28 protein-coding genes and 1 pseudogene are annotated in these 22,556 nt (G+C 30.3%); 24 read left to right on the forward strand and 5 right to left on the reverse strand.

The window, feature by feature from the left end; all coding sequences use genetic code 11:
• Positions 1 to 7: 7 nt before the first annotated feature.
• Positions 8 to 814 carry an ABC transporter substrate-binding protein gene (locus tag ACFQ1O_RS08145; protein ID WP_377715218.1) on the forward strand — a complete coding sequence of 269 codons (807 nt, stop codon included), beginning with the start codon at positions 8 to 10 and terminating at the stop codon, positions 812 to 814.
• Positions 815 to 816: 2 nt separating this feature from the next.
• Here ACFQ1O_RS08145 and ACFQ1O_RS08150 read toward each other — a convergent pair whose 3' ends face one another.
• Positions 817 to 990, reverse strand: a complete 174-nt coding sequence (locus ACFQ1O_RS08150) for a Lacal_2735 family protein (protein WP_377715220.1) — start codon at positions 988 to 990, stop codon at positions 817 to 819.
• Between the two features lie 161 nt (positions 991 to 1,151).
• Between ACFQ1O_RS08150 and ACFQ1O_RS08155 the strand changes: the two genes are divergently transcribed.
• Positions 1,152 to 1,661 (forward strand): hypothetical protein, encoded by a 510-nt coding sequence (locus tag ACFQ1O_RS08155; RefSeq protein ID WP_377715223.1) that lies wholly within the window; start codon positions 1,152 to 1,154, stop codon positions 1,659 to 1,661.
• Positions 1,662 to 1,665: 4 nt separating this feature from the next.
• Here ACFQ1O_RS08155 and ACFQ1O_RS08160 read toward each other — a convergent pair whose 3' ends face one another.
• The 4 genes from ACFQ1O_RS08160 to uvrA all read right to left on the reverse strand — a co-directional run bounded on the left by ACFQ1O_RS08160 (position 1,666) and on the right by uvrA (position 5,989).
• Positions 1,666 to 2,073, reverse strand: coding sequence for a 5-fold beta-flower protein (locus ACFQ1O_RS08160; RefSeq protein WP_377715226.1), 408 nt, complete (start codon positions 2,071 to 2,073; stop codon positions 1,666 to 1,668).
• A 16-nt stretch (positions 2,074 to 2,089) separates the two neighbouring features.
• Positions 2,090 to 2,509: a GNAT family N-acetyltransferase gene (locus tag ACFQ1O_RS08165; RefSeq protein ID WP_377715228.1), complete on the reverse strand. Its 420-nt coding sequence runs from the start codon at positions 2,507 to 2,509 to the stop codon at positions 2,090 to 2,092.
• 70 nt (positions 2,510 to 2,579) lie between these two features.
• Complete coding sequence (locus ACFQ1O_RS08170; protein WP_377715230.1) at positions 2,580 to 3,158, reverse strand: pseudouridine synthase; 579 nt, start codon at positions 3,156 to 3,158, stop codon at positions 2,580 to 2,582.
• Complete coding sequence (gene uvrA, locus ACFQ1O_RS08175) at positions 3,158 to 5,989, reverse strand: excinuclease ABC subunit UvrA (RefSeq protein WP_377715232.1); 2,832 nt, start codon at positions 5,987 to 5,989, stop codon at positions 3,158 to 3,160. Before uvrA ends, ACFQ1O_RS08170 begins: the two co-directional genes overlap by 1 nt.
• A gap of 174 nt (positions 5,990 to 6,163) precedes the next feature.
• Here uvrA and ACFQ1O_RS08180 point away from each other — a divergent pair, with 174 nt between their 5' ends.
• The 22 genes and pseudogenes from ACFQ1O_RS08180 (at position 6,164) to ACFQ1O_RS08285 (ending at position 22,554) form a co-directional block, all read left to right on the forward strand.
• Positions 6,164 to 6,631 (forward strand): TspO/MBR family protein, encoded by a 468-nt coding sequence (locus tag ACFQ1O_RS08180; RefSeq protein ID WP_377715234.1) that lies wholly within the window; start codon positions 6,164 to 6,166, stop codon positions 6,629 to 6,631.
• A gap of 8 nt (positions 6,632 to 6,639) precedes the next feature.
• Positions 6,640 to 7,296: a TetR family transcriptional regulator C-terminal domain-containing protein gene (locus tag ACFQ1O_RS08185; RefSeq protein WP_377715236.1), complete on the forward strand. Its 657-nt coding sequence runs from the start codon at positions 6,640 to 6,642 to the stop codon at positions 7,294 to 7,296.
• A 39-nt stretch (positions 7,297 to 7,335) separates the two neighbouring features.
• A complete protein-coding gene (locus ACFQ1O_RS08190; protein WP_377715238.1) occupies positions 7,336 to 8,649 on the forward strand; it encodes an ABC1 kinase family protein in 1,314 nt (437 codons plus the stop codon).
• Positions 8,649 to 9,266, forward strand: coding sequence for a flavin reductase family protein (locus ACFQ1O_RS08195; RefSeq protein ID WP_377715240.1), 618 nt, complete (start codon positions 8,649 to 8,651; stop codon positions 9,264 to 9,266). Before ACFQ1O_RS08190 ends, ACFQ1O_RS08195 begins: the two co-directional genes overlap by 1 nt.
• 23 nt (positions 9,267 to 9,289) lie before the next feature.
• Positions 9,290 to 10,711 (forward strand): SDR family oxidoreductase, encoded by a 1,422-nt coding sequence (locus tag ACFQ1O_RS08200; RefSeq protein WP_377715242.1) that lies wholly within the window; start codon positions 9,290 to 9,292, stop codon positions 10,709 to 10,711.
• 25 nt (positions 10,712 to 10,736) lie between these two features.
• Positions 10,737 to 10,850: pseudogene (locus ACFQ1O_RS08205) on the forward strand (DUF2256 domain-containing protein).
• Positions 10,832 to 12,289: a cryptochrome/deoxyribodipyrimidine photo-lyase family protein gene (locus tag ACFQ1O_RS08210; RefSeq protein ID WP_377715244.1), complete on the forward strand. Its 1,458-nt coding sequence runs from the start codon at positions 10,832 to 10,834 to the stop codon at positions 12,287 to 12,289. The pseudogene ACFQ1O_RS08205 and the gene ACFQ1O_RS08210 overlap by 19 nt, the downstream one beginning before the upstream one ends.
• Complete coding sequence (locus ACFQ1O_RS08215) at positions 12,286 to 12,726, forward strand: hypothetical protein (RefSeq protein ID WP_377715246.1); 441 nt, start codon at positions 12,286 to 12,288, stop codon at positions 12,724 to 12,726. The genes ACFQ1O_RS08210 and ACFQ1O_RS08215 overlap by 4 nt, the downstream gene beginning before the upstream one ends.
• On the forward strand, positions 12,707 to 12,973 hold the full coding sequence (locus ACFQ1O_RS08220; protein ID WP_377715248.1) for a TIGR03643 family protein: 267 nt from the start codon (positions 12,707 to 12,709) through the stop codon (positions 12,971 to 12,973). The genes ACFQ1O_RS08215 and ACFQ1O_RS08220 overlap by 20 nt, the downstream gene beginning before the upstream one ends.
• Position 12,974: 1 nt before the next feature.
• A complete protein-coding gene (locus tag ACFQ1O_RS08225) occupies positions 12,975 to 13,394 on the forward strand; it encodes a 6-pyruvoyl trahydropterin synthase family protein (RefSeq protein ID WP_377715250.1) in 420 nt (139 codons plus the stop codon).
• Positions 13,351 to 14,049, forward strand: a complete 699-nt coding sequence (gene folE / locus ACFQ1O_RS08230) for a GTP cyclohydrolase I FolE (protein ID WP_377715252.1) — start codon at positions 13,351 to 13,353, stop codon at positions 14,047 to 14,049. The genes ACFQ1O_RS08225 and folE overlap by 44 nt, the downstream gene beginning before the upstream one ends.
• Entirely contained in the window at positions 14,046 to 14,276 is a 231-nt protein-coding gene (locus tag ACFQ1O_RS08235) for a hypothetical protein (RefSeq protein WP_377715254.1), read from the forward strand. The genes folE and ACFQ1O_RS08235 overlap by 4 nt, the downstream gene beginning before the upstream one ends.
• Positions 14,277 to 14,293: 17 nt before the next feature.
• On the forward strand, positions 14,294 to 14,971 hold the full coding sequence (locus ACFQ1O_RS08240; RefSeq protein WP_377715256.1) for an SDR family NAD(P)-dependent oxidoreductase: 678 nt from the start codon (positions 14,294 to 14,296) through the stop codon (positions 14,969 to 14,971).
• Positions 14,972 to 14,973: 2 nt separating this feature from the next.
• Complete coding sequence (locus ACFQ1O_RS08245) at positions 14,974 to 15,504, forward strand: CIA30 family protein (RefSeq protein ID WP_377715258.1); 531 nt, start codon at positions 14,974 to 14,976, stop codon at positions 15,502 to 15,504.
• On the forward strand, positions 15,501 to 16,034 hold the full coding sequence (locus tag ACFQ1O_RS08250) for a glutathione peroxidase (RefSeq protein WP_377715260.1): 534 nt from the start codon (positions 15,501 to 15,503) through the stop codon (positions 16,032 to 16,034). Before ACFQ1O_RS08245 ends, ACFQ1O_RS08250 begins: the two co-directional genes overlap by 4 nt.
• Positions 16,035 to 16,054: 20 nt before the next feature.
• Positions 16,055 to 16,465, forward strand: a complete 411-nt coding sequence (locus tag ACFQ1O_RS08255) for a DUF2452 domain-containing protein (protein WP_377715262.1) — start codon at positions 16,055 to 16,057, stop codon at positions 16,463 to 16,465.
• On the forward strand, positions 16,441 to 16,941 hold the full coding sequence (locus tag ACFQ1O_RS08260; protein ID WP_377715264.1) for an SRPBCC family protein: 501 nt from the start codon (positions 16,441 to 16,443) through the stop codon (positions 16,939 to 16,941). Before ACFQ1O_RS08255 ends, ACFQ1O_RS08260 begins: the two co-directional genes overlap by 25 nt.
• Positions 16,934 to 18,220, forward strand: coding sequence for a cryptochrome/photolyase family protein (locus tag ACFQ1O_RS08265; RefSeq protein WP_377715266.1), 1,287 nt, complete (start codon positions 16,934 to 16,936; stop codon positions 18,218 to 18,220). The genes ACFQ1O_RS08260 and ACFQ1O_RS08265 overlap by 8 nt, the downstream gene beginning before the upstream one ends.
• A 71-nt stretch (positions 18,221 to 18,291) precedes the next feature.
• Positions 18,292 to 19,260 (forward strand): fasciclin domain-containing protein, encoded by a 969-nt coding sequence (locus ACFQ1O_RS08270; RefSeq protein WP_377715268.1) that lies wholly within the window; start codon positions 18,292 to 18,294, stop codon positions 19,258 to 19,260.
• A 73-nt stretch (positions 19,261 to 19,333) separates the two neighbouring features.
• Positions 19,334 to 20,242: a MerR family transcriptional regulator gene (locus ACFQ1O_RS08275; RefSeq protein WP_377715270.1), complete on the forward strand. Its 909-nt coding sequence runs from the start codon at positions 19,334 to 19,336 to the stop codon at positions 20,240 to 20,242.
• 1 nt (position 20,243) lies between these two features.
• Complete coding sequence (locus ACFQ1O_RS08280; RefSeq protein ID WP_377715272.1) at positions 20,244 to 21,707, forward strand: phytoene desaturase family protein; 1,464 nt, start codon at positions 20,244 to 20,246, stop codon at positions 21,705 to 21,707.
• Between the two features lie 7 nt (positions 21,708 to 21,714).
• Positions 21,715 to 22,554, forward strand: coding sequence for a phytoene/squalene synthase family protein (locus ACFQ1O_RS08285; RefSeq protein ID WP_377715274.1), 840 nt, complete (start codon positions 21,715 to 21,717; stop codon positions 22,552 to 22,554).
• Positions 22,555 to 22,556 lie beyond the last annotated feature (2 nt).

The following is a 22,556-nucleotide window of genomic DNA, read 5'->3' on the forward strand; positions in this document are numbered from 1 at the left end:
GTATTTTATGAAGATAATTATAGATCAGTTAAATAGAGAAATAAATCTACAAGATACTCCTAAAAGAATCGTTTCGTTAGTACCTTCTCAAACCGAATTGTTATTCGACTTAGGTTTAGAAGAAAGTATAGTAGGAGTTACTCGCTTTTGTGTACATCCTTATCATTTAAAAAAGACCAAGAAAATAGTAGGAGGTACTAAAAAGGTGAACTATACTAAAGTAAAAGAGTTACAGCCCGATATCATTCTTTGTAATAAGGAAGAAAATACTAAAGAAATGGTAGAGGAGTTAGAAAAAATAGCTCCTGTTCATGTTTCAGATATTTTTACTTTAGAAGATGCACATGAATTAATTGGTCAGTATGGAGAGTTGTTTTCATGTAGAACTCAATCTAGACAAATGCAGCAAAAGCTACAGTTTTTACAGGATGATTTTCAAGAATTTATAAAAGATATCAAACCTCAGAAAGTAGCTTATTTTATTTGGAGAAATCCATGGATGGTAGCAGGAGGCAACAATATAATCAATCACTTATTAGAGCTTAATAAGTTTGAAAATATTTATAAAGATAAACCTAGATATCCAGAAGTAGAGATAAAGAAAATTAGATTAGAAGGAGATCCAGATTTAGTTTTTTTATCTAGCGAACCTTACCCATTTAAAGAAGAGCACGCTTTTGAGATAGGCAGATTTACCCACCATGCAAAAACGGTATTCGTAGATGGCGAAATGTTTTCGTGGTATGGCAGCAGACTACTAAAAGCCTTTGATTATTTCAAAGCTTTACATAAAAGAATAGCTGTAAACAAATAAATTTAGTTACCGAACTTAATTCGATTAATTTTTTCTTTAAGTCTTTTAGCTTTAAAAGCTGCAAAATCACTTAAAGAACTATCAGTATACTTAAAATTATAAGCTTTCTCTACTAATCGTTTATACTTTTCTTCTAATTGTTGCGTGTATGTTTTTAATTCTAGTGTAGTTGGCATTGTATATTTAATTTTGGTTGCTTAAATATACGTAATATTCTAAAAATCAGCTAATTGAAATTTGTTAAAAATAGAAAATTAGTTAAAATATGTTAATGAGTAAGTAAATTTAAGTCTAGAATTTTATCTTTAAAAAGATATAAATCTAACTCTTAAGTAAAATGAAAAAGCTATTTGTTTTTTGCCTAACTCTTTTTAGTCTGTGTTTAAATGCTCAAACAGATGGGTGCAATTGTTGTACAGAGAAGCATCAAGAATTTGATTTTTGGGAGGGTTCATGGGAAACATTTACTCCAGATGGTAAATTAGCAGGAACTAATGAAATTGATAAAATTCAAGATAAATGTATTTTACGAGAAAACTGGACCAGTGCTAAAAGTGGATATACAGGAACGAGTTATAACTTTTACAATGTTCAAACAAAACAATGGGAACAGATCTGGATAGATAACCAAGGACAAAGCCTACACTTAAAGGGTAATAGAAAAGGAAACCAAATGATTTTAAATAGCGAAGCTATGAAAGATCGAAAAGGAAATACGGTATACAATAGAGTTACTTGGACAAAGAATGACGACGGAACTGTAAGACAACTTTGGGAGTCTTCATCCAACCAAAAAGGTTGGAAAATAGTTTTCGATGGCTTATATAAAAAAGGAAAAGCCAAATAAGCTTTTAAAACTCAAAAAAGAAATACGTTACGGCAGCCCATTCTTTTTTGATGCCTTTAGCATAACCTATAGTACTTCTGCTACTGTTTTGAACCGTTCCATCATCTTTAATATAACCAATGGTAGAACGGCTACTGTTCTGAACAGTACCATCACTTTTAACATATCCTACTGTTGAACGACTGCTATTTTGTATGGTACCATTGTCTTTTATATAACCAATAGTAGAACGACTGTTATTTTGTATGGTTCCATTACTTTTTATATACCCAACAGTAGAACGACTACTGTCTTGTATAGTACCATCGCTTTTAATATATCCAGTTGTACTTCTACTACTGTTTTGTATGGTTTGTGACTGCATAAAAGAAAAGCTAATTAATGCAACGATAAGTAAGAATGTTTTTTTCATAATTAAATAGTAAGAATTATTTTTTAAGCCTTAATACAATTTCTCCGCTGGCTTCATGAGTATATTCTTTAATGATATTAAAACCATATTGAGAATAAAAGTTTCTGCCAATTTTATTTTTTTTGAATACTTCAACTTCTAGCTCATTATTAAAAGAACTAACATGATTTACTAGTTTTGTGCCAATACCTTTTGAAAGATTTTGTGGTAATACAAACAAACCTCCAATTTCATTATTGATCATACTAATAAATCCTAAAATACCAATATCATTTTCATAAACCCAAGTTTCAGAATTAGGAATGTAAATAGTTCTCATTGCTGTTTTTACCTTTTCAACAAATTCATCTTTTAAAAAAGGATGAGCTAAAGTAGAAGAGTTATACCATATTTTCATGATTTGTTCTAAATCTTCTTCCGTATGTTTTCTAATCATATTTTTTTACTTATGAGATAAATTTTAGATCAGCTAATTTTTAATGTGAATAAAGATAATAACTAATTATTTAAACATTCAATTCTTCTACTTCAATACAGTCGCCTGCAGTTAATTGGTCAAGCCAAATTTTACCAATACGAACACGTACTAAGCGAAGGGTAGGGAAGCCAACAGCAGCACTCATTTTACGAACTTGTCTAAATTTACCTTCTGTTACAGTAATAGAAGCCCAACTGGTTGGACCGTGTCTTTCTTCTCTCACTACTTTTGCTGGAACTTCGAAAACAGGAATAGGATCTAATCGTTTGGCTTTACAAGGCAAGGTTTTATATTTTTTACCATTGATTCCAATTTCTACTCCTAACTTTAGTTGTTCTATAGCTTCATTGGTAATAATTCCGTCTACTTGTATATAGTATTCTTTTTCAACTTTTCTACTCCTAACATACTCGCTTACTTTTCCGTTTGTTGTGAGCAATAAAAGGCCTTCAGACTTTTCGTCTAGTCTACCAATAGCCATAGTGCCTTCAGGAAAATTGTATAAAGAGCCTAATAGTTTTTTATTCTTTCTTGTTTTCTGGTTGGTAGTAAACTGAGATAAACAACCAGAAGGTTTATGAAGTATAAAATGACGGTGCTCGCTCATTAATTTAGTTCTTTCGCTAGGTATTTAGCGGTATAGCTATCTGTTACTTTTATAATTTCTTCAGGTGTTCCTTTTGCTAGTACTTCTCCGCCACCTTTTCCTCCTTCAGGACCTATATCAATAATATAATCTGCTAGTTTAACAACATCTAAATTATGTTCAATTATTAATACAGAGTTTCCTTTATCTACTAACTTTTGTATTACTTCCATTAGGACTCTAATATCTTCAAAGTGTAACCCAGTTGTAGGTTCGTCTAAAATATAAAAAGTATTTCCGGTATCTCTTTTAGATAATTCGGTAGCTAACTTTACTCGTTGTGCTTCTCCACCAGAAAGGGTAGTACTTTGTTGTCCAAGAGTTATGTAGCCTAGGCCTACATCTTGAATGGTTTTTAGTTTCCTGTATATTTTAGGGATAGGTTCGAAAAAAGAAACAGCTTCATTTATGGTCATGTTCAATACATCAGAAATCGTTTTTCCTTTATATCGAATCTCTAATGTTTCTCTGTTAAAACGTTTACCTTGGCAGGTTTCACAATCTACATAAACATCTGGTAAGAAATTCATTTCTATGACTCTTAACCCACCTCCTTGACAGGTTTCACATCTGCCTCCCTTTACATTAAAGCTAAAGCGTCCAGGTTTGTAACCTCTTATAGCCGCTTCCGGAGTTTTGGTAAATAAGCTTCTTATTTCACTAAAAACACCAGTGTAGGTTGCTGGGTTGGAGCGAGGTGTTCTACCAATCGGACTCTGGTTAATATCTATTACCTTATCTATATGTTCTAAACCTTTAATGCTTTTGTAAGGCATTGGTTTTTTTACAGCATTGAAAAAATGAGCGTTTAGAATAGGGTAAAGAGTTTCATTAATTAAAGTAGATTTTCCACTACCTGATACTCCAGTAACACATATTAATTTTCCTAAGGGTATGTCTATAGATACGTTTTTTAAGTTGTTGCCAGTAGCTCCTTTTAGACTTAATTTTTTGCCATTCCCTTTTCTTCGTTTTTTAGGGACAATAATTTCTTTTTGTCCGTTTAGGTATTCAGCAGTTAAAGTATTTTCTTTTAGTAAGGATTTAGGTGTTCCCTCAGATATAATAGTACCTCCATTTCTTCCAGCAAAGGGACCAATATCTATAACATGATCTGCTTGTTCTATCATGTCTTTATCGTGTTCTACTACTAAAACAGAATTACCAATATCTCTTAATTGTGTAAGAGAATTGATTAACTTTTCATTGTCACGTTGATGCAGACCAATACTTGGTTCATCTAAAATGTATAATACACCAACTAATTGAGAGCCTATTTGAGTTGCTAAACGAATACGTTGAGCTTCTCCACCAGATAAAGTTTTAGAGCTTCGATCTAATGTTAAATAGTTCAATCCAACATCTAACAAAAATTGAGTACGATCTTTAATTTCTTTTAGTATTTCTTCTGCTATTTGAAATTGTTTTTTGCTTAGTTTTTTATCTAGAGAATGAATCCATTTAGCCAAATCGACTACATCCATTTGAGCTAATTCAGCAATATTTTTATTGTTAATTTTAAAGTTTAAAGCTTCTTTTTTTAATCGACTACCATTGCATACCGAACATACATTGTTGTCCATATACTCCTTGGCCCATCTTTTTATAGAGTTAGAGTCACTATTATAATACTGGTTATGAATAAAAGGTTTTATACCTTCAAAATCGATACTATAGTTTTTGGTTACACCAACTGTTTTAGACTGAATAGAAAATTTTTCTTTACCTCCATGTAAAATAACGTCTAATGCTTCAGAAGGTATTTTTTTAATAGGGTCTGTTAATTTGAATTTATATCGTTCAGCAATATTTTCAAGTTGCTTAAACATCCATGTTTTTTTTTGTTCTCCTATCGGAGCAATACCTCCATTTTTAATAGATATAGAATCATCTGGAATGATTTTATCTATGTTAACTTCATATAGTCTACCTAAACCATTACAATGATTACAGGCTCCTTTAGGCGAATTAAATGAGAAAGAATTAGGCTCGGGATTTGGATATGAAATACCAGATGTAGGACACATCAAATCTCTTGAAAAATAACGAGCATCTGTGGTATCGTGTTCTATTACCATTAGCACATTATTACCATGATACATGGCAGTCGTTATAGTTTCAGTTAAACGTTTTTCGTTATCTACACCGTCAGCAATTTTTAATCGATCTATAACGATTTCTATATCGTGAGTTTTATATCTGTCTAACTTCATTCCTTTTACTAAGTCACGAATTTCTCCGTTTACTCGAACCTTAGTAAAACCTTGTTTAGCAATATTTTCAAACAACTCTCTGTAGTGACCTTTTCTAGATTTTATAACAGGAGCAACTACTACAATTTTCTTATCTAAATAATCAGATAAGATAAGCTTTCTAATTTGTTCATCAGAATAGCTAACCATTTTTTCGTTAGTAACGTAGCTATATGCATCAGAAGCTCTTGCAAAAAGAAGTCTTAAGAAATCATAAATTTCTGTAATTGTCCCTACTGTAGATCGAGGGCTTTTGTTGGTCGTTTTTTGTTCTATAGCAATAACAGGAGATAGGCCGTCAATTTTATCAACGTCTGGTCTTTCTAAACCACCCAAAAATTGTCTTGCATAAGCAGAAAAAGTTTCAATATACCTACGCTGACCTTCTGCATAAATAGTATCAAAAGCTAATGATGATTTTCCAGAACCAGATAACCCAGTAATAACTACTAGTTTCTCTCTAGGTATTTTAACATCTATATCTTTTAAGTTGTGAGCCCTTGCCCCTTGAACTTCTATATATTCTTCTGTTTTTGCCATTTTTTTAGGAAAAGAGCAAAGATAATCATTTGTTGTTTAGTTATGAGCGTAATCAAATCTTTGATAAGAATATTATAAAACCAATTGTGCATTTTTATCTATGATTTAATTTTGTTTAATATTTTTTAAAAAAAGTTAAACAAAATAATTATATTTGTACTAAACATTATAAAAATGAAGTTTTTACGTTTACTACTCTTATTTCTATTATTAAACTTTTTAGCACTAGGTGTTGGTGTTGTATTAATGAATTCTGGTCCTACAAGTAATTGGTATTTAAGTTTAAATAAAGCACCATGGACTCCTGAAAGTTGGGTTTTTGGTACTGCTTGGACTTTAATAATGATATTCTATTCGGTATACATGACTAAATTATCATTAAGCTTCAAGAGTATAAACAAAGCAATCATTAAACTATATGGTTTACAGTGGTTTATGAATGTGATTTGGAATTATTTGTTTTTCAATCAACATTTAGAAGTATTAGCATTAGCTGATATTGTTTTATTGTGGTTATTGGTAGGTTATTTTACGTTTAATTATTTAAGAGTTGTAAAGACCTATACAGTATTTATAATTCCATACCTGATTTGGTTGACAATAGCAACTAGTTTGAATCTTTATATAGTATTAAATAATTAAAATAAGTTATGGCTAAAGAAATAGAAATTGACGATAATAAGATAGTAGAGTTGTATATGAATGCTTGTTTACTGAATAAAGATAATTTAAGCTCAGTTTATGCATTTTGTAATTATTATGAATTTGAAGAATCTAAATTTTACGAGTATTTTACAAGTTTTGAAGCTCTTGAAATGCACATTTTTAAATTGTTTTTTACTCAAACTCAATCGGTATTAATGAACTCTAAGCAGTATGAAGCTTATGATCCAAAACATAAATTACTTAGTTTTTACTATACTTTTTTTGAGCTTTTGACTGCTAATAGATCGTTTGTTGTATTGAAACTTAAAGAAAGTAAAAACAAGCTTGAAATAATTAAAAAAATGCAATCTCTAAAGGAAGCTTTCAAGCTCTATGTAAAAGAGCTCGGAATAGAAAAAGTAGATTTTAAGAATGATAAAATTAATAAGCTACAAGATAGTAGTATGTCTAATTTAGCTTGGCTTCAGTTGATTTCAATATTAAAGTTTTGGATAGATGATACTTCTACAAAGTTTGAAAAAACAGATGTCTTTATTGAGAAGTCTGTTAAAGCTGGATTTGATGTAATGAATATTGCTCCAGTTAAAAGTGTTTTTGATTTAGCTAAGTTTTTATGGAAAGAGAAAGGAGCAATGTCATAATTTTTTACATGTGATAATTGAAACTATAAATGTAGTTATATGAAATCAATAAATAAAATACCGACTTCTAAGATAGAGCGAGCTTCTAAATTAATATCTACGGGTGTTAAAGTGGGAATTAATTATGCTAAGTATTATGGTGAGAGAATTGTCAAATCTGAAGACGAAGCAAAAGAGAGCTTGAATGAGTCTAATGCAGAAGACATATATGATGGTTTAAAAACGTTAAAAGGTTCTGCCTTAAAAGTGGCACAAATGTTAAGCATGGAAAAAAATATTTTACCAAGGGCTTACGTTGAAAAATTTTCATTATCGCAATTTTCAGTACCACCATTATCACCACCTTTAGTAATTAAAACATTTAAAAACTATTTTAAGAAAAGTCCTGAGAATTTATTTGATACATTTTCTGCAGAATCAGTAAATGCTGCAAGTATCGGACAGGTTCATAAGGCTAGTAAAGAAGGCAAAGAATTAGCGGTTAAAATTCAGTATCCAGGAGTTGCAGAAAGTATATCTTCAGATTTAGCTATGGTTAAACCAATAGCAATTAAAATGTTTAACATAAAAGGTGAAGGGTCTGATGAGTATTTTAAAGAAGTAGAAGATAAGTTAATTGAAGAAACAAACTATAAATTGGAATTAAAGCAAAGTCAAGAAATAGCCAAGTTATGCAGTGTTATACCTAATTTGAAGTTTCCAAATTATTATCCTAACCTATCCTCAGAAAGAATATTGACTATGGATTGGATGAATGGTGTACATTTATCTGAATATACATCTTTAACAGATAATACAGAAAAAGATAATACAAAACTAGGGCAAGCATTATGGGATTTTTACATGTATCAAATGCATGTACTTAAAAAAGTTCATGCAGATCCGCATCCAGGAAACTTCCTAGTTTCTGAAGATAAAGATTTAATAGTTATTGATTTTGGTTGTATGAAAGTTGTTCCAGAAGAGTTTTATGTCCCTTATTTTGAATTAGCTAAAAAAGAGAATATTCAAAATCCAGATTTTTTTGAGTCTAAATTATATGAACTTGAAATTTTGAGAGAGATAGATTCTCCTGAGGAGAAGGTGTTTTTTAAGGCATTATTTCATGAAATGCTATCATTGTTTACCCAGCCATTCCATTCAGAAGTGTTTGATTTTTCAGATGAGAGTTTCTTTGGAAAAATAGCAGATTTAGGACAAAAGTATTCTAAAAGTACAGAATTAAAGAAAATGAATGGTAATAGAGGTTCTAAACATTTTATTTACATAAACAGAACTTTTTTTGGGCTGTATAATCTCATGCATGATTTAAAAGCTAAACAAATAAAGATTAATAATTTTAAAACATATTAATGCATTTTACCAGGCAAGACATAGATAAGTTAGATCATATTTACAAAATAAATTTTGTGAATAGCCTTAGTGGTTATAAATCAGCAAATCTTATTGCTACGAGATCTTTTGAAGGTATTTCAAACGTAGCTGTATTTAGTTCTGTTGTGCATTATGGATCAGCACCACCAATTTTAGGTCTTGTTTTACGACCTACTACAGTACCTAGAAATACATATAAAAATATTAAAGATACAGGTGTGTATACGATTAATCATATAGCTCAAAATATGGTTGAAGATGCACATCATACTTCAGCTAAGTATCCGTTAAACGTGTCTGAGTTTTCAAAGACCAAGTTAGAAGAGGAGTTTAGAAACAATATTTTTTCTCCGTTTGTCAAACAAGCTCCTGTAAAAATTGCTATGAAATTCTTAGAAGAGTATTTTATCAAAGCTAATGATACAATTCTTGTTCTAGGAGAAATAACAGATGTTTTTGTAAATGATGACATGTTAGCTGAAGACGGCTTTTTAGATTTAACAAAATCACAAATAGCTTCTATTATAGGTTTAGATGGTTATGCCATATCAGGTTCTAATACACGATTAGGATATCAGCGACCAATTCTAAAGTAATAGGGAATAAACAACAATATATTATGAATGTTTTAATAACAGGTACTACAGGTTATATAGCAAAAAGGCTCATACCAATTCTATTAGAGGGAGGTCATAAGTTATATTGTTGTGTGAGAGATTTAAGACGTATTCCCGAGGAGTTTAAGGTAGAGTCAAATATTACATTTATTGAAATTGATTTCCTAGACACCTCTCATAAAGCCTTACCAGTAGAGATCGATATAGCTTATTATTTAATTCATTCAATGTCTTCTAGTTCATCAGATTTTATGAGTTTAGAGAAGACTTGTGCAGTAAACTTTAAGACATTAATTTCACAGACATCATGTAGGCAAGTTATTTATTTAAGTGGTATTGTAAATGATAAATCATTATCTAAACATTTGTCTTCTAGATATAGAGTAGAAGAGATTTTAAAATCTTTAGATTATGGATTAACAACCTTTAGAGCTGGAATAGTAGTGGGTAGTGGAAGTGCTTCTTTTGAAATTATAAGAGATATTGTAGAAAAACTACCGTTAATGATTACACCTAAATGGTTGAATACAAAGACTCAGCCAATATCAATTAGAGATGTCTTGCAATATTTGATCAAAGCACTTGATAATACTTCTCTTTTTAATAAGTCATATGATATTTGTGGCCCCGAGGTTATGACTTATAAAGATATGCTCTTAACTTTTGCAAAAGTTCGCGGTTTAAAGAGAACAATAATTACATTACCTGTACTAACACCTAAGTTGTCATCTTACTGGTTATATTTTGTAACATCCACATCATTTAATTTGGCTAAATCATTGTTAGATAGTATGAGAGTAGAGGTTATAGCTAAGCCGTCTAATATTAATAAGATACTAGGGGTTAAACCAATTTCTTATGAAGAGTCTGTAGAATATGCATTTCAAACAATAGCTCAAAATGAAGTAGTATCTAGTTGGAAAGATGCATTGTCTAGTGGTGTTATTACAAGGCAATTATCACAATATATTCAAATACCAAAATACGGGTGTTTTAAAGATATAAGAACATTTAATGTAGAAGATTCTCAACGTACTTTAAATAAAATATGGAGTATTGGAGGGCAGACGGGGTGGTATGGATATAATTGGTTGTGGAAAATTAGAGGTTATGTAGATAAATTATTCGGAGGAGTTGGGTTAAGGAGAGGTCGAACTAATAAAAGTTCATTAGAAGCAGGAGATGCTGTAGATTTCTGGAGAGTATTATTAGCAGATAAAAAAGATAAGCGTTTGTTATTATTTGCAGAAATGAAGCTGCCCGGAGAGGCATGGTTGGAGTTTAAACTTATTAAAAACAAACTTTACCAAAGAGCTGTGTTTAGACCCAAAGGTATTTTTGGAAGATTATATTGGTATTTAGTATTACCATTTCATGCTTTTGTATTTAAAAAAATGATTAAGTCACTTGCTTTAGACAAATAGAATTGAATAGGAATAAGAAAAAATATTGCCAGAAAAAGATTGTTTTCGGTGTGGGAAACCTTTTATATGGAGATAGAAATGGGTGAGAGACTGGGAAAATGTAAAATATTGTAGTATAAGATGCAAAAACAAGACATAACAATAGTTTGGTTAAAACGAGACCTTCGTTTACAAGACAATGAAGCTATTTTTAATGCTGTTAGTACAGGGTTAAAAGTACTGTTTTTATATGTTTTTGAACCAAGCTTATTAAATGATAAACACTATTCACAAAGGCACTGGAATTTCATTAAAGAATCTATTCATGATATTAATTCCAGATTGAGTCAATTCAACTCAAAAGTTCTATCTGTCAAAGGAGAGGTAATTCCTGTATTCAATATGCTACTATCTAAGTTCAATATTAAGTATGTTTTTTCACACCAGGAAACAGGACTTAAAATAACATTTAAAAGGGATAAAAATTTCAAGCGCTACTGTAGAAATAACTTGATTGTATGGAAAGAAAACGTTAACAATGGTGTCTTTAGAGGGAGAAAAAATAGAAAGGATTGGGTTGAAGATTGGAATGTCTATATGAATTCTCAACAATTCACTTACAAATTAAACAATAGGCTTATTGAATTAGATGTGATAGATGATATAGAAACTATTATTGATGTAGAGAAATTATTAATAAAGCCAATAGGAGTTTTTCAAAAAGGAGGAACTTACACTGCTAAACTTTACTTGAAAAGTTTTAAAGAAAACAGATATATAAATTACGCTAAGTATATATCTAAGCCTAATGAGGCCAGAATTAGTTGTAGTCGTTTATCTCCATATTTTGCTTGGGGAAATCTTTCGGTTAGACAGGTTTATCAAGAGTTTAAAGAATTTAGACCCATATCTAAAAACAAACGTTCTATAGATTGTTTTCTATCCCGTCTGCGCTGGCAAGCTCATTTTATTCAAAAATTTGAAATGGAATGCGTCATGGAAGAGGTTAGTATTAACAGAGGTTTCCATAAATTGAAAAAAGATATATCAGAAGTTTACCAGCTTGCTTGGGAGGCAGGAAAAACAGGCATACCTATTATTGATGCCTGTATTAGATGTTTAAAAACAACAGGGTATTTAAATTTTAGAATGAGGGCAATGGTTGTATCTTTTTTTGTACACAATTTATGGCAACCTTGGCAAGCAGCATCAGCTTTTTTATCTAGACTATTTTTAGACTTTGAACCTGGAATTCATTTTCCTCAATTACAAATGCAATCAGGGGAGGTGGGTGTAAATACCATAAGGATTTACAATCCGATTAAAAATGGTTTAGATCACGATCCAGATGGTACCTTTATTGACAAATGGGTTCCAGAGCTTAAGCATTTACCTAAACCTTTTAAGCATGAGCCTTATAAAATGACAGTATTAGAACAGAATTTTTATGACTTTAAAAGAGGTGAGGATTATCCAGAACCTATAATAGATGTTAACACATCTAGAACAAAGGCTGTAAAAATTATGTGGAATATGAAAAAAGATGATGAAGTTGCCAAAGAGAGTAGTAGGATTTTAAAAAAACATGTTAATAGATGATTTTATTTAACACAACAAGAACGGAGGAAGATGATACTTTATTAATTAATGAGTTAGTAGGGAAACCTTTTTCATTTTTTGAAGCGATCAAAATGGGAGGTGTTGGATCAGGACGTTTTATAATAGAGTCTGCCAGTAGAGGTTTTTACAGCGTATTGAAAACACCATCAGATTTAAACTACTTAAATATAGAACTTAGACCGATGGGTGTCATATTGCATTTCACTCAGCAATTAAAGAGGTATGCTTGGGTCATTCCATATAGAAAATTGGTTATCTATAACACAAAAACTTTTGGGTTGCATTCGGATAATATTTTCTTAGAACTAAGAAAAAATCAATTGTTTAAATCTAATATGCCATTTATAGAAAAAATGTTAAGCATGAGGTTAAAGTATTTAAATAAATATAAGTTTTATGACAGACCTAGAAATTGATAGAATAATAGAGATGGCATGGGAAGATCGAACAACTTTTGATTCTATAAAAGTTCAGTTTGGATTAAAAGAGCATGAAGTTATAAAACTAATGAGAAAGGAACTAAAGCCATCTAGTTTTAGATTATGGAGGGCTCGTGTTCAAGGAAGAAAAACCAAACATCTAGCTAAAAGAGGTTTTGATATAGGTAGGTTTAAATGCACAAGGCAGAAACAAATCACCCATAATAAAATAAGTAAACGATAACATGCTTAATAGATTAGCCATAACAAGAAAAGAGCATTTTAATGCAGCTCATAGATTGCATAACCCAAAATGGGATTCCAGTAAAAATAAAGAAGTTTTTGGAAAGTGTAACAACCCCAATTATCATGGACATAATTACGAATTATATGTTACCATTATAGGTCAAATTGATACAGATACAGGTTATGTAATTGATACCAAATTATTATCTAAAATTATCAAAGAAGATGTTTTGGATGTTATGGATCACAAAAATTTAAATCTAGACGTAGAATATTTTGAGTCTATAAATCCAACTTTAGAGAACATAACTGTAGTAATCTATAATATTTTGAGAGGTAAAATAGATGAAGAGTTAGAGATTAAAATTAAACTTTATGAAGCACCAAGAAACTATGTTGAATATCCATACACAGCCTAATAGTTTAAATGGTTATACACCTGATGAAATTGGTGACGATCATTTATACACAGGGATAGAAACTCCAATGAAGCCAAATGCGTTTCAATTGTCTGATGAGGAAAAGAAAAAGAAAATAGAAGCTCTATTTACAGAGATAATGGATGTAATGGGTTTAGATTTAACTGATGACTCACTTTGCGGAACACCGAAACGTGTAGCTAAAATGTATATAGATGAAATTTTTTCTGGATTAAACCCAGCTAACAAGCCTAAAATAGCATTGTTTGACAATAAGTATAACTACAATCAAATGTTGGTTGAAAAAAACATACAGTTTTATTCAAATTGTGAGCATCATTTTGTGCCTATCATAGGGAAGGCCCATATAGCTTATGTTTCTTCGGGAAAAGTAATAGGGTTATCTAAACTGAATAGAATTGTTCAATACTATGCAAAACGTCCTCAGGTACAAGAACGTTTTACGAATCAAATAGCTAGACATCTAATAGATGTTTTAGGGACTAAAGATGTTGCAGTTATTATTGATGCTAAACATTTATGTGTTTCATCTAGAGGTGTAAAAGATGATTCTTCTGAAACGTTAACCTGTTACTATGGAGGGCAGTTTAATAGTCCAGAAAAAATTGTTGAACTTCAAAATTATTTACGATGAGTATTGCAATATTGTTACAAGAAGCTATTGAGTTTGAAAAGAATTATAAGTCGTTTAGATCTAGAAATGAAAAAATAGTAGCGTCAAAAAGAGCCAAATCACTGATTTTATCGATTAATGAATTTCATAAAGTAACTAAAGATGAATCTTTAATGGAGGTAATGAAGCGAATTACTGTAATTAAGCAAAAATTAGAAAAAAGATTGAAGGGAAGACCTTTAGCATAATTTAAAAAGTATCAAAAATGAAGAATATCTTAATTATAGGAGGTAGTAAGGGTATAGGTGCAGCAATAATTGAAGAATTAAAAAGTAGTTGTAATATTATCAATATTAGTAGATCTTTTCCAAAAGAAATTAATGGTATAACACATTACTCTTTAGATGTTTTAACAGATTCTTTACCTGATATTGATAGCCTAGATGGCTTAGTTTATTGTCCGGGAAGTATCAACCTAAAAACGTTAAGTCGTCTTTCATTAGAAGATTTTGAAAATGACTTTAGAATTAACGTATTAGGTGCTATTAAGGTACTTAAGCATTATGAAAAAAGCTTAATGAATGCTGAAGGAAGTGTTGTTCTTTTTAGCACGGTAGCAACAAGATTAGGTATGCCTTTTCATTCTAGTATTGCTGTAAGTAAATCTGCTATTGAAGGGTTAGCTAAATCTTTAGCTGCAGAACATGCTACTAAAGTCAGATATAATGTAATAGCACCAACCGTAACTAATACAGAACTGGCTACTAGGTTATTAAGAACAGAAAAACAACAAGATAGTATCAAAAACAGACATCCTTTGAAGAAATACCTTCAACCTTCTGAAGTAGCTTCCCTTGCAACATATCTATTATCAAATCATTCTTCAGCTATATCTGGTCAGGTTTTTCCTTTAGATGCTGGAATTACAACTTTAAAATTATAATTATGAAAGCATTATTGTTAATGTGTTTGTTCTTAACTTTTAACTCAGAGATTGTTATTTGTGATTTCACTTCACTAAAAGAAACCAATAAATGGTACCAGACGAGTGATGATGTGATGGGAGGAATTTCTAAATCTGAAATGTTACATAAGAGCGAAGGAGTTGGTGTTTTTACAGGAGAGGTTTCTACAGCTAATAATGGAGGTTTTGCTATGACAAGACTTCCTGTTGATATAAAATTAACCAATAAGGTAAAAAAAATAGTTTTGAGGGTTAAAGGAGATGGAAAAATGTATCAGTTTAGAATAAAAGCCAATTCTGGTCAGCGTTACTGGTATGTTTATAAGTTTTTAACAACCACAGAAATGGAAGAAATTGAAATTCCGTTGGAAAAGTTTTACCCTTCTTACAGGGGGTATAGACTTAATAAAAACAATTTTTCTTCAAATACCATCAAAGAGATTGGCATATTGATAGGAAACAAAAAAAGTGAAGATTTTAAATTAATTATAGATAAAATATCAATTAAATGAAAACCAGAATTATATTACTGATAACCTTATTAAGTTTTTTAGGAAACGCGCAAACAAACAAATCATTTTATAATATAAAAATTACTGAAATTTCTGGAGAAACTATAGATCTAAATATGTTTAGAGGTAAAAAAATCTTATTTGTAAATGTGGCTTCTCAGTGTGGTTTTACCAAACAATACAGTGGCCTTCAAAAGCTGCATAATGATTACAAAGATAAACTTGTAGTTATTGGTGTGCCTTGTAATCAATTTGGGGCTCAAGAACCAGGTACATTATCAGAAATTAAAACATTTTGTCAAGCAAATTTTGGCGTTGAGTTTCTAATGACAGAAAAAATTAATGTAAAGGGAGAAAATCAACACGAGCTGTACAAGTGGTTAACATCTAAAGAAAAAAATGGTGTTAAATCATCGTCAGTGAAATGGAATTTTCAAAAATACCTTTTAGATGAAGAGGGTAAATTATTAGATGTATTTTATTCAGAAACAAAACCTAATAGCGAAAAAATTATTAAATACTTAAACTAACTTATTGCAGTTTAATTGAGATGAATAAATCAAAGAAGCAAGATCAAATCGTATTTAATGAAGAAAAGCAACAATATGATGCTTTTTTAAAAGATTATATTACAGACATCTCTGGCCCTAAAATAGAATTACCCGACGTAGTTTCATGGAAATCCAATAATATTTACACTGCCAACAAATATTTTATTTCAGGTTTTGAAGATATTAAAAAGTCTTATGATACTTTAATGGAAGTTTATCAATACAATGCAATGATTTATGAGGCTAAATATAGTTTTGAACCAATCGTAGGTAACGTTTATCATGTATATAAAAAAAGTGATGGTACAGTCTTCTTATCGATATTGCAGCCTAATGAATGTAACTTTAATTATGTAGGATCTTTTAGATTAAATTCAGATAAAGTATGGAAGAAAATAGAAAGAAGATAAAGTTCTTAAAACATTCAGGTATATATACACTAACTACAGACCAAATATTAAATGTTTCTCTAGAAAAAGCTTGGGATTTTTTCAGTTCACCTGCTAATTTGCAGAAAATAACTCCGAGTCATATGGGTTTTAATATAACTTCAGATGTAGATAAAAAGGCTTATGCGGGTCAAATTATTACCTATAAAATTGGACTTTTACCGGGTATTAAATCATCTTGGGTTACAGAGATAACACAAGTAAAAGACAAGCAGTTTTTTATTGATGAACAGCGATTTGGGCCTTACTCAATGTGGCATCATGAACATTGGTTTGAATCTACAAGCGATGGAAAAACACTTATGAAAGATAAAATTTCATATAAAATTCCTTTTGGTCCTCTAGGTCATTTGGCTCAAATAATATTTATTAAAAAACAATTAGCTACAATATTTAATCATAGATATAAAACATTAGAAAAGTTATTTAATGAGTAATAAAGTTTCAATATTTTGGTTTAGGAGAGATTTAAGATTTGAGGATAATGTAGGACTGCATTATGCGCTCAAGTCTTCTAATTCGGTTTTACCTATTTTTATTTTCGATACTAATATATTAGATAGTTTACCCAAAGACGATCATAGGGTATCATTGATATACGACCAGCTATCTAAATTAGATTCGATACTTAAAAAATACAATAGTTCGTTAAAAATACTAAAAGGTAATCCATTAGAGCTTTGGAAAATGCTATTAAAAAACTTTTCTATTGATGAAGTTTACACAAATATAGATTTTGAACCGTATGCTATAAAGAGAGATGGTGAAATTGAAAAACTGTTATTACAATCTCATATAAAATTCAACAAACATTTAGATCATGTAATATTTAATCCGAATCAAGTTTTAAAGAACGACGGATCTCCTTACACGGTCTATACACCTTTTAAAAATAAATGGTTAGCAACATTTAATCCTGAAACTAACCTATTTGATTATAAACCAAATTTCACAAAGTTTACCCGTATAGCTTTTGAGTTTCCAACTAGAAATAGTTTAGGTTTAGAAGAAAGTCCTATTAAAATAAAACCATATAATTTTAGTCAATTAGAGGAATATGAAACTACTAGAGATTTTCCTAGTATAGATTCTACATCATATTTATCACCTTATCTAAGATTTGGTATGGTTAGTATCAGAAAAGTAGTTGGTCTTGCCTTAACCAAAAATGCTACTTTTTTAAGTGAACTAATATGGAGAGAATTTTTTATCCAAGTTTTATATCATTTTCCCAAAGTTATAACCAATAACTTCAGGTCCAAATATGATGCAATACCATGGAGGAATAATGAGCAAGAGTTTATTAAGTGGTGTAAAGGAGAAACAGGTTATCCTTTGGTAGATGCAGGTATGAGAGAGTTAAATGAAACAGGATACATGCACAATAGAGTTAGAATGGTTACTGCTAGCTTTTTGTGCAAGCATTTATTGATAGATTGGAAATGGGGTGAAGCCTATTTTGCTAGTAAATTATTTGATTTTGAATTAGCATCTAATAATGGTAATTGGCAATGGGCTGCTGGTACAGGATGCGATGCAGCTCCTTACTTTAGAGTTTTTAATCCAAGTATGCAGCTGAAAAAATTTGACAAACAACTTATATATACTCAAAAGTGGGTAAAAGATTATAATGAGTTAACATACCCTAAGCCAATTGTTGAACATAAAATGGCTAGAGAAAGGGCTATAAGTACTTATAAATTAGCAATTCAGTAATTTTGTTTAACTTTTTTTTGTAAAAGTTAAACAAAATGTATTATCTTTACATTGCTAAAAAAAATATTGCTATGAAAAAATTAATTAAAAATTATTTATTACTGCTGGTAGTAGGACTATTAACAGTGTCATGTTCAAACGATGATGACTCATCATCTACACCTGTATCGAATACTATTGCTGACTTTGTTAGTAATAATTCTAATTACAGTTCTTTAAAAGCTGCTCTAGACAAAGCGGGTTTAACGAGTGTTTTAGCAGGATCTGATTCTTTTACGGTTTTTGCTCCAGATAATGATGCATTTAGTGTCTTTTTATCTGCAAATGGTTTTCTTACCCTGAATGATGTACCCGATGCCGTACTAGAACAGGTCCTTTTAAATCACGTTGTTTCTGGTGTTAATATGTCTTCTAGTCTATCCACTGGTTATGTAAAGACTTTAGCAGAAGAGAGTACTACATCTAACAAAATAGATATGTATATAAACACTTCTTCTGGAGTTCAGATTAATGGAGATGCTCAAGTTGTACAAGCAGATATTTCTGTAGATAACGGAGTAATACATGCAGTAAACAAAGTTATAGGTTTACCTACAGTAGTTACCTTTGCTACGGCAGATTCGACATTTTCTACTCTAGTAGCTGCTTTAACTAGAGAATCTAGTTTTACTTATGTATCAACCTTAAGTACCGGTAATGGAACGAGTCCAGCACCGTTCACTGTATTTGCACCAACTAATAATGCCTTTGCAGACCTGTTAGTAGAGTTAGAGGTTTCTTCTCTTAATGATATTGCAACTGCTACCTTAGAAGCAACTTTAAATACACATGTTGTAGGTGGAGCAAATATATTATCTAATACTTTAACTAATGGAATGACTGTTACAACTTTAGGAGATACATTTACAATAAACACTACTTCAGGTGTAACGTTTACAGATCAGAATAATAGATCTGGTAATGTTATAGTTGCAGATGTACAATCTGCAAATGGAGTGATTCACGTAATTGATAAAGTAATTCTACCCCAATTGAATTAATTTATTTAGTTAGTTAGAAATGTGCATTGTGTTATCAATGCGCATTTCTTTATATTTATAAAAAATAAAAGTTTTGAGTCATATAAGATCTGTATTTAGTATTAAAGACCTTGAAAATTTTTCAGGTATAAAGGCACATACTATTAGAATATGGGAGAAGCGTTATGAACTATTGCATCCAGAAAGAACCGATACTAATATTAGATATTATTCATTAAAAAGTTTAAAAAAGTTATTAAACATAGCTTTGCTTAATTCAGAAGGGCATAAAATATCTAAAATAGCTAAGTATGATGAAGCAGTTTTTGAAGAACATTTAAGAGAGGTTGTAAATAATAAGGTAAATAAAACACAGTTTATAAATGAGTTGAAAATTGCAATGCTAAATTTTGATGTTCTTTATTTTGAAGAGGCATACCTAAGAGTAGAAAAAGTAATTCCCTTTTCAGATATTTTTAAAAATTATTTTATTCCTTTTTTAGGTGATATAGGTTTGTTATGGCAAACAGGCTCAATTAATCCTACTCATGAACATTTTATAAGTAACATTATTAAGCAAAAAATTTTAATTGAAACACATAGGTTGCAACTCAAAAAAATAGAGAAACATGATAAATTATTTGTTTTGTTCTTGCCTTATGATGAAATTCATGATTTAGGTTTAACATATTTACATTATGAGGTCTTAAAACTTGGTTATAAATCAATAATGTTAGGCCCATCAGTACCTATAGATTCGTTAAAATCTTTTGTTAACGACAATCAAGAAGTAAACTTTATTAGCTATTTTACGGTTGAACCTCCACTGGATAAAATTCCTGAATACTTGACAGAATTTGAAACAAAAATATTAGAAGATAAAAATGCCAACTTCTATGTTTTAGGAAAGCAAATAACAAACTTAGATACAAGTATAAGTATGCCAAAAAGAATTAAGTTCTTTAGTTCAATAGATGATATAATGGAATTTTTAGAAGAATGATATGAAAAAAGTGTCAATTATAGGTTCGGGGTTTTCATCAATAGCTGCATCGTGTTATTTGGCTAAGTATGGTTTTGATGTAACTGTATATGAAAAAAATGATAGCATTGGTGGTAGAGCTCGTCAGTTAAAAAAAGATGGTTTTACTTTTGATATGGGACCAACTTGGTATTGGATGCCAGATGTTTTCGAAAAGTTTTTTTCTGATTTTAACAAAAAACCTTCTGATTATTATTTGTTAAATAAACTCAATCCTGCTTATTCTGTTTATTTTGATGTACAAGATTATATCACTATAGTAGATAACCTAGAAGAGATAGCTACTACTTTTGATGAAATAGAAAAAGGGAGTGGTAAGAAGTTAAAAAAGTTTATCAATCAAGCTCAAAATAATTATGAAATAGCGATTAAAGATTTAGTTTATAAACCTGGGGAATCAATTTTTGAATTAGTTACTCCCAAAACTGTTGGTAAATTAAATCAGTTTTTAAGTACTGTTTCTAAAGATGTTAGAAAAGTATTTAAGAACAAACGCTTGCAAAGTATTCTGGAGTTTCCGGTGTTATTTTTAGGAGCTAAGCCGTCTAATACACCATCTTTTTATAACTTTATGAATTATGCAGATTTTGGTTTGGGTACATGGCATCCAAAGGGAGGGATGTACGAAGTTGTAAATGGAATGTTAAGTCTTGCTAAATCTTTAGGTGTAGAGTTTAAAGTTAATTCTGATGTTCAAAAAATAGCTGTAGTTAAAAATAAAACAGTAGGTATTTGGGTTAATGACTATTTAATAAAATCTGATATTGTTTTGTCTGGAGCAGATTATGCTCATACAGAAAAGTTGCTTCCAGAATCTAAGCGTCAATACAATGATTCATACTGGAATAAAAAAACTTTTGCTCCTTCATCGTTGTTATTTTATGTTGGCTTAAATAAACCTATTAAAAATGTAGATCATCATACTTTGTTTTTTGATACAGATTTTGATGAGCATGCAAGTAGTATTTATGATGTACCCGAATGGCCACAAAAACCATTGTTTTATGCTAGTTTTCCAAGTAAAACAGATAATTCAGTAGCTCCTGAAGGAAAGGAAGCAGCGATTTTTTTGATTCCTTTAGCCCCAGGAATTAATGATTCAGATAATATTAGAAAAGTTTATTTTGAAAAGATAATTAATAGACTAGAAGTACTTACTAAGCAAAAGATACAAAAGGATATTTTATTTGTAGAAAGCTTTGGTGTAAACGATTTTGTAAACGATTATAATTCATATAAAGGAAATGCTTATGGATTAGCGAATACACTTTTACAAACAGCTTTTTTACGTCCAAAATTGAAAAGTAAAAAAGTAGAAGGGATGTATTTTACAGGGCAGTTAACTGTTCCTGGACCGGGGGTGCCACCTTCGCTTATTTCTGGAAAGTTATCAGCTGAACTAATAAAAAAATATGAACTAAACTAACCATATTATGAAATCTATTTTTGATGATGTTTCATTCGAAACCAGTAAATTAGTTACAAAAGAATATAGTACGTCCTTTTCTCTAGCCACCAAAATGTTAGGGAAAAGTATACAACAAGATATTTATAATATTTATGGTTTCGTTCGCTTAGCAGATGAGATTGTAGATTCTTTTTTAAATTATGAACAAGAAAACTTGTTCATTGATTTTGAAAGACAGCTTTATGAAGCTATTGAAAACAAAATTAGTTTAAACCCAGTTTTAAATGCTTTTCAAACCACTTATCACAAGTATAGTTTATCCTTAGAATATGTTCAAGCTTTTATGAAAAGTATGAGGTCCGATTTGCAAAAAAATACTTATCATACCAAAGAAGAGTACGAAGATTATATTTATGGTTCTGCAGATGTGGTTGGGTTGATGTGTTTGCAAGTTTTTGTAAAAGGAGATCAAGAAAAGTTTGAAGCACTTAAATATTCAGCAATGCGATTAGGTTCGGCTTTTCAAAAAGTTAATTTTTTGAGGGATTTAAAAGAAGATTACGAAAATTTAGGAAGAACGTATTTCCCTAATACTAATTTAGATCAGTTAGATGAGTTAAGTAAACAAGAGCTTATTTATGAAATAGAACAAGACTTTAAAAAAGGTTACCAAGGTATTGTAAAGCTACCTAAAGAGGCTAAATTCGGTGTTTTTGTCGCTTATAGATATTACAGACAATTGTTAAAAAAAATAGCTAAAACCCCAGCTCTAGAAATTAAGAATACTAGAATAAGAGTAGCAGATTATAAAAAAATTGAACTTTTAACTAGAAGCTATGTAAAATATCAGTTAAATTTACTCTAAAA

This window comes from Pseudofulvibacter geojedonensis (assembly GCF_042675745.1).
In the GTDB taxonomy this organism is placed as follows: Bacteria; Bacteroidota; Bacteroidia; order Flavobacteriales; family Flavobacteriaceae; genus Pseudofulvibacter; species Pseudofulvibacter geojedonensis.

What these genes read in the sequence shown, in the direction of transcription:
- ACFQ1O_RS08145 (WP_377715218.1), top strand. Translation starts at nt 8, where the DNA reads ATGAAGATAATTATAGATCAGTTAAATAGAGAAATAAATCTACAAGAT.
- ACFQ1O_RS08150 (WP_377715220.1), bottom strand. Translation starts at nt 990, where the DNA reads ATGCCAACTACACTAGAATTAAAAACATACACGCAACAATTAGAAGAA.
- ACFQ1O_RS08155 (WP_377715223.1), top strand. Translation starts at nt 1,152, where the DNA reads ATGAAAAAGCTATTTGTTTTTTGCCTAACTCTTTTTAGTCTGTGTTTA.
- ACFQ1O_RS08160 (WP_377715226.1), bottom strand. Translation starts at nt 2,073, where the DNA reads ATGAAAAAAACATTCTTACTTATCGTTGCATTAATTAGCTTTTCTTTT.
- ACFQ1O_RS08165 (WP_377715228.1), bottom strand. Translation starts at nt 2,509, where the DNA reads ATGATTAGAAAACATACGGAAGAAGATTTAGAACAAATCATGAAAATA.
- ACFQ1O_RS08170 (WP_377715230.1), bottom strand. Translation starts at nt 3,158, where the DNA reads ATGAGCGAGCACCGTCATTTTATACTTCATAAACCTTCTGGTTGTTTA.
- uvrA (WP_377715232.1), bottom strand. Translation starts at nt 5,989, where the DNA reads ATGGCAAAAACAGAAGAATATATAGAAGTTCAAGGGGCAAGGGCTCAC.
- ACFQ1O_RS08180 (WP_377715234.1), top strand. Translation starts at nt 6,164, where the DNA reads ATGAAGTTTTTACGTTTACTACTCTTATTTCTATTATTAAACTTTTTA.
- ACFQ1O_RS08185 (WP_377715236.1), top strand. Translation starts at nt 6,640, where the DNA reads ATGGCTAAAGAAATAGAAATTGACGATAATAAGATAGTAGAGTTGTAT.
- ACFQ1O_RS08190 (WP_377715238.1), top strand. Translation starts at nt 7,336, where the DNA reads ATGAAATCAATAAATAAAATACCGACTTCTAAGATAGAGCGAGCTTCT.
- ACFQ1O_RS08195 (WP_377715240.1), top strand. Translation starts at nt 8,649, where the DNA reads ATGCATTTTACCAGGCAAGACATAGATAAGTTAGATCATATTTACAAA.
- ACFQ1O_RS08200 (WP_377715242.1), top strand. Translation starts at nt 9,290, where the DNA reads ATGAATGTTTTAATAACAGGTACTACAGGTTATATAGCAAAAAGGCTC.
- ACFQ1O_RS08210 (WP_377715244.1), top strand. Translation starts at nt 10,832, where the DNA reads ATGCAAAAACAAGACATAACAATAGTTTGGTTAAAACGAGACCTTCGT.
- ACFQ1O_RS08215 (WP_377715246.1), top strand. Translation starts at nt 12,286, where the DNA reads ATGATTTTATTTAACACAACAAGAACGGAGGAAGATGATACTTTATTA.
- ACFQ1O_RS08220 (WP_377715248.1), top strand. Translation starts at nt 12,707, where the DNA reads ATGACAGACCTAGAAATTGATAGAATAATAGAGATGGCATGGGAAGAT.
- ACFQ1O_RS08225 (WP_377715250.1), top strand. Translation starts at nt 12,975, where the DNA reads ATGCTTAATAGATTAGCCATAACAAGAAAAGAGCATTTTAATGCAGCT.
- folE (WP_377715252.1), top strand. Translation starts at nt 13,351, where the DNA reads ATGAAGCACCAAGAAACTATGTTGAATATCCATACACAGCCTAATAGT.
- ACFQ1O_RS08235 (WP_377715254.1), top strand. Translation starts at nt 14,046, where the DNA reads ATGAGTATTGCAATATTGTTACAAGAAGCTATTGAGTTTGAAAAGAAT.
- ACFQ1O_RS08240 (WP_377715256.1), top strand. Translation starts at nt 14,294, where the DNA reads ATGAAGAATATCTTAATTATAGGAGGTAGTAAGGGTATAGGTGCAGCA.
- ACFQ1O_RS08245 (WP_377715258.1), top strand. Translation starts at nt 14,974, where the DNA reads ATGAAAGCATTATTGTTAATGTGTTTGTTCTTAACTTTTAACTCAGAG.
- ACFQ1O_RS08250 (WP_377715260.1), top strand. Translation starts at nt 15,501, where the DNA reads ATGAAAACCAGAATTATATTACTGATAACCTTATTAAGTTTTTTAGGA.
- ACFQ1O_RS08255 (WP_377715262.1), top strand. Translation starts at nt 16,055, where the DNA reads ATGAATAAATCAAAGAAGCAAGATCAAATCGTATTTAATGAAGAAAAG.
- ACFQ1O_RS08260 (WP_377715264.1), top strand. Translation starts at nt 16,441, where the DNA reads ATGGAAGAAAATAGAAAGAAGATAAAGTTCTTAAAACATTCAGGTATA.
- ACFQ1O_RS08265 (WP_377715266.1), top strand. Translation starts at nt 16,934, where the DNA reads ATGAGTAATAAAGTTTCAATATTTTGGTTTAGGAGAGATTTAAGATTT.
- ACFQ1O_RS08270 (WP_377715268.1), top strand. Translation starts at nt 18,292, where the DNA reads ATGAAAAAATTAATTAAAAATTATTTATTACTGCTGGTAGTAGGACTA.
- ACFQ1O_RS08280 (WP_377715272.1), top strand. Translation starts at nt 20,244, where the DNA reads ATGAAAAAAGTGTCAATTATAGGTTCGGGGTTTTCATCAATAGCTGCA.
- ACFQ1O_RS08285 (WP_377715274.1), top strand. Translation starts at nt 21,715, where the DNA reads ATGAAATCTATTTTTGATGATGTTTCATTCGAAACCAGTAAATTAGTT.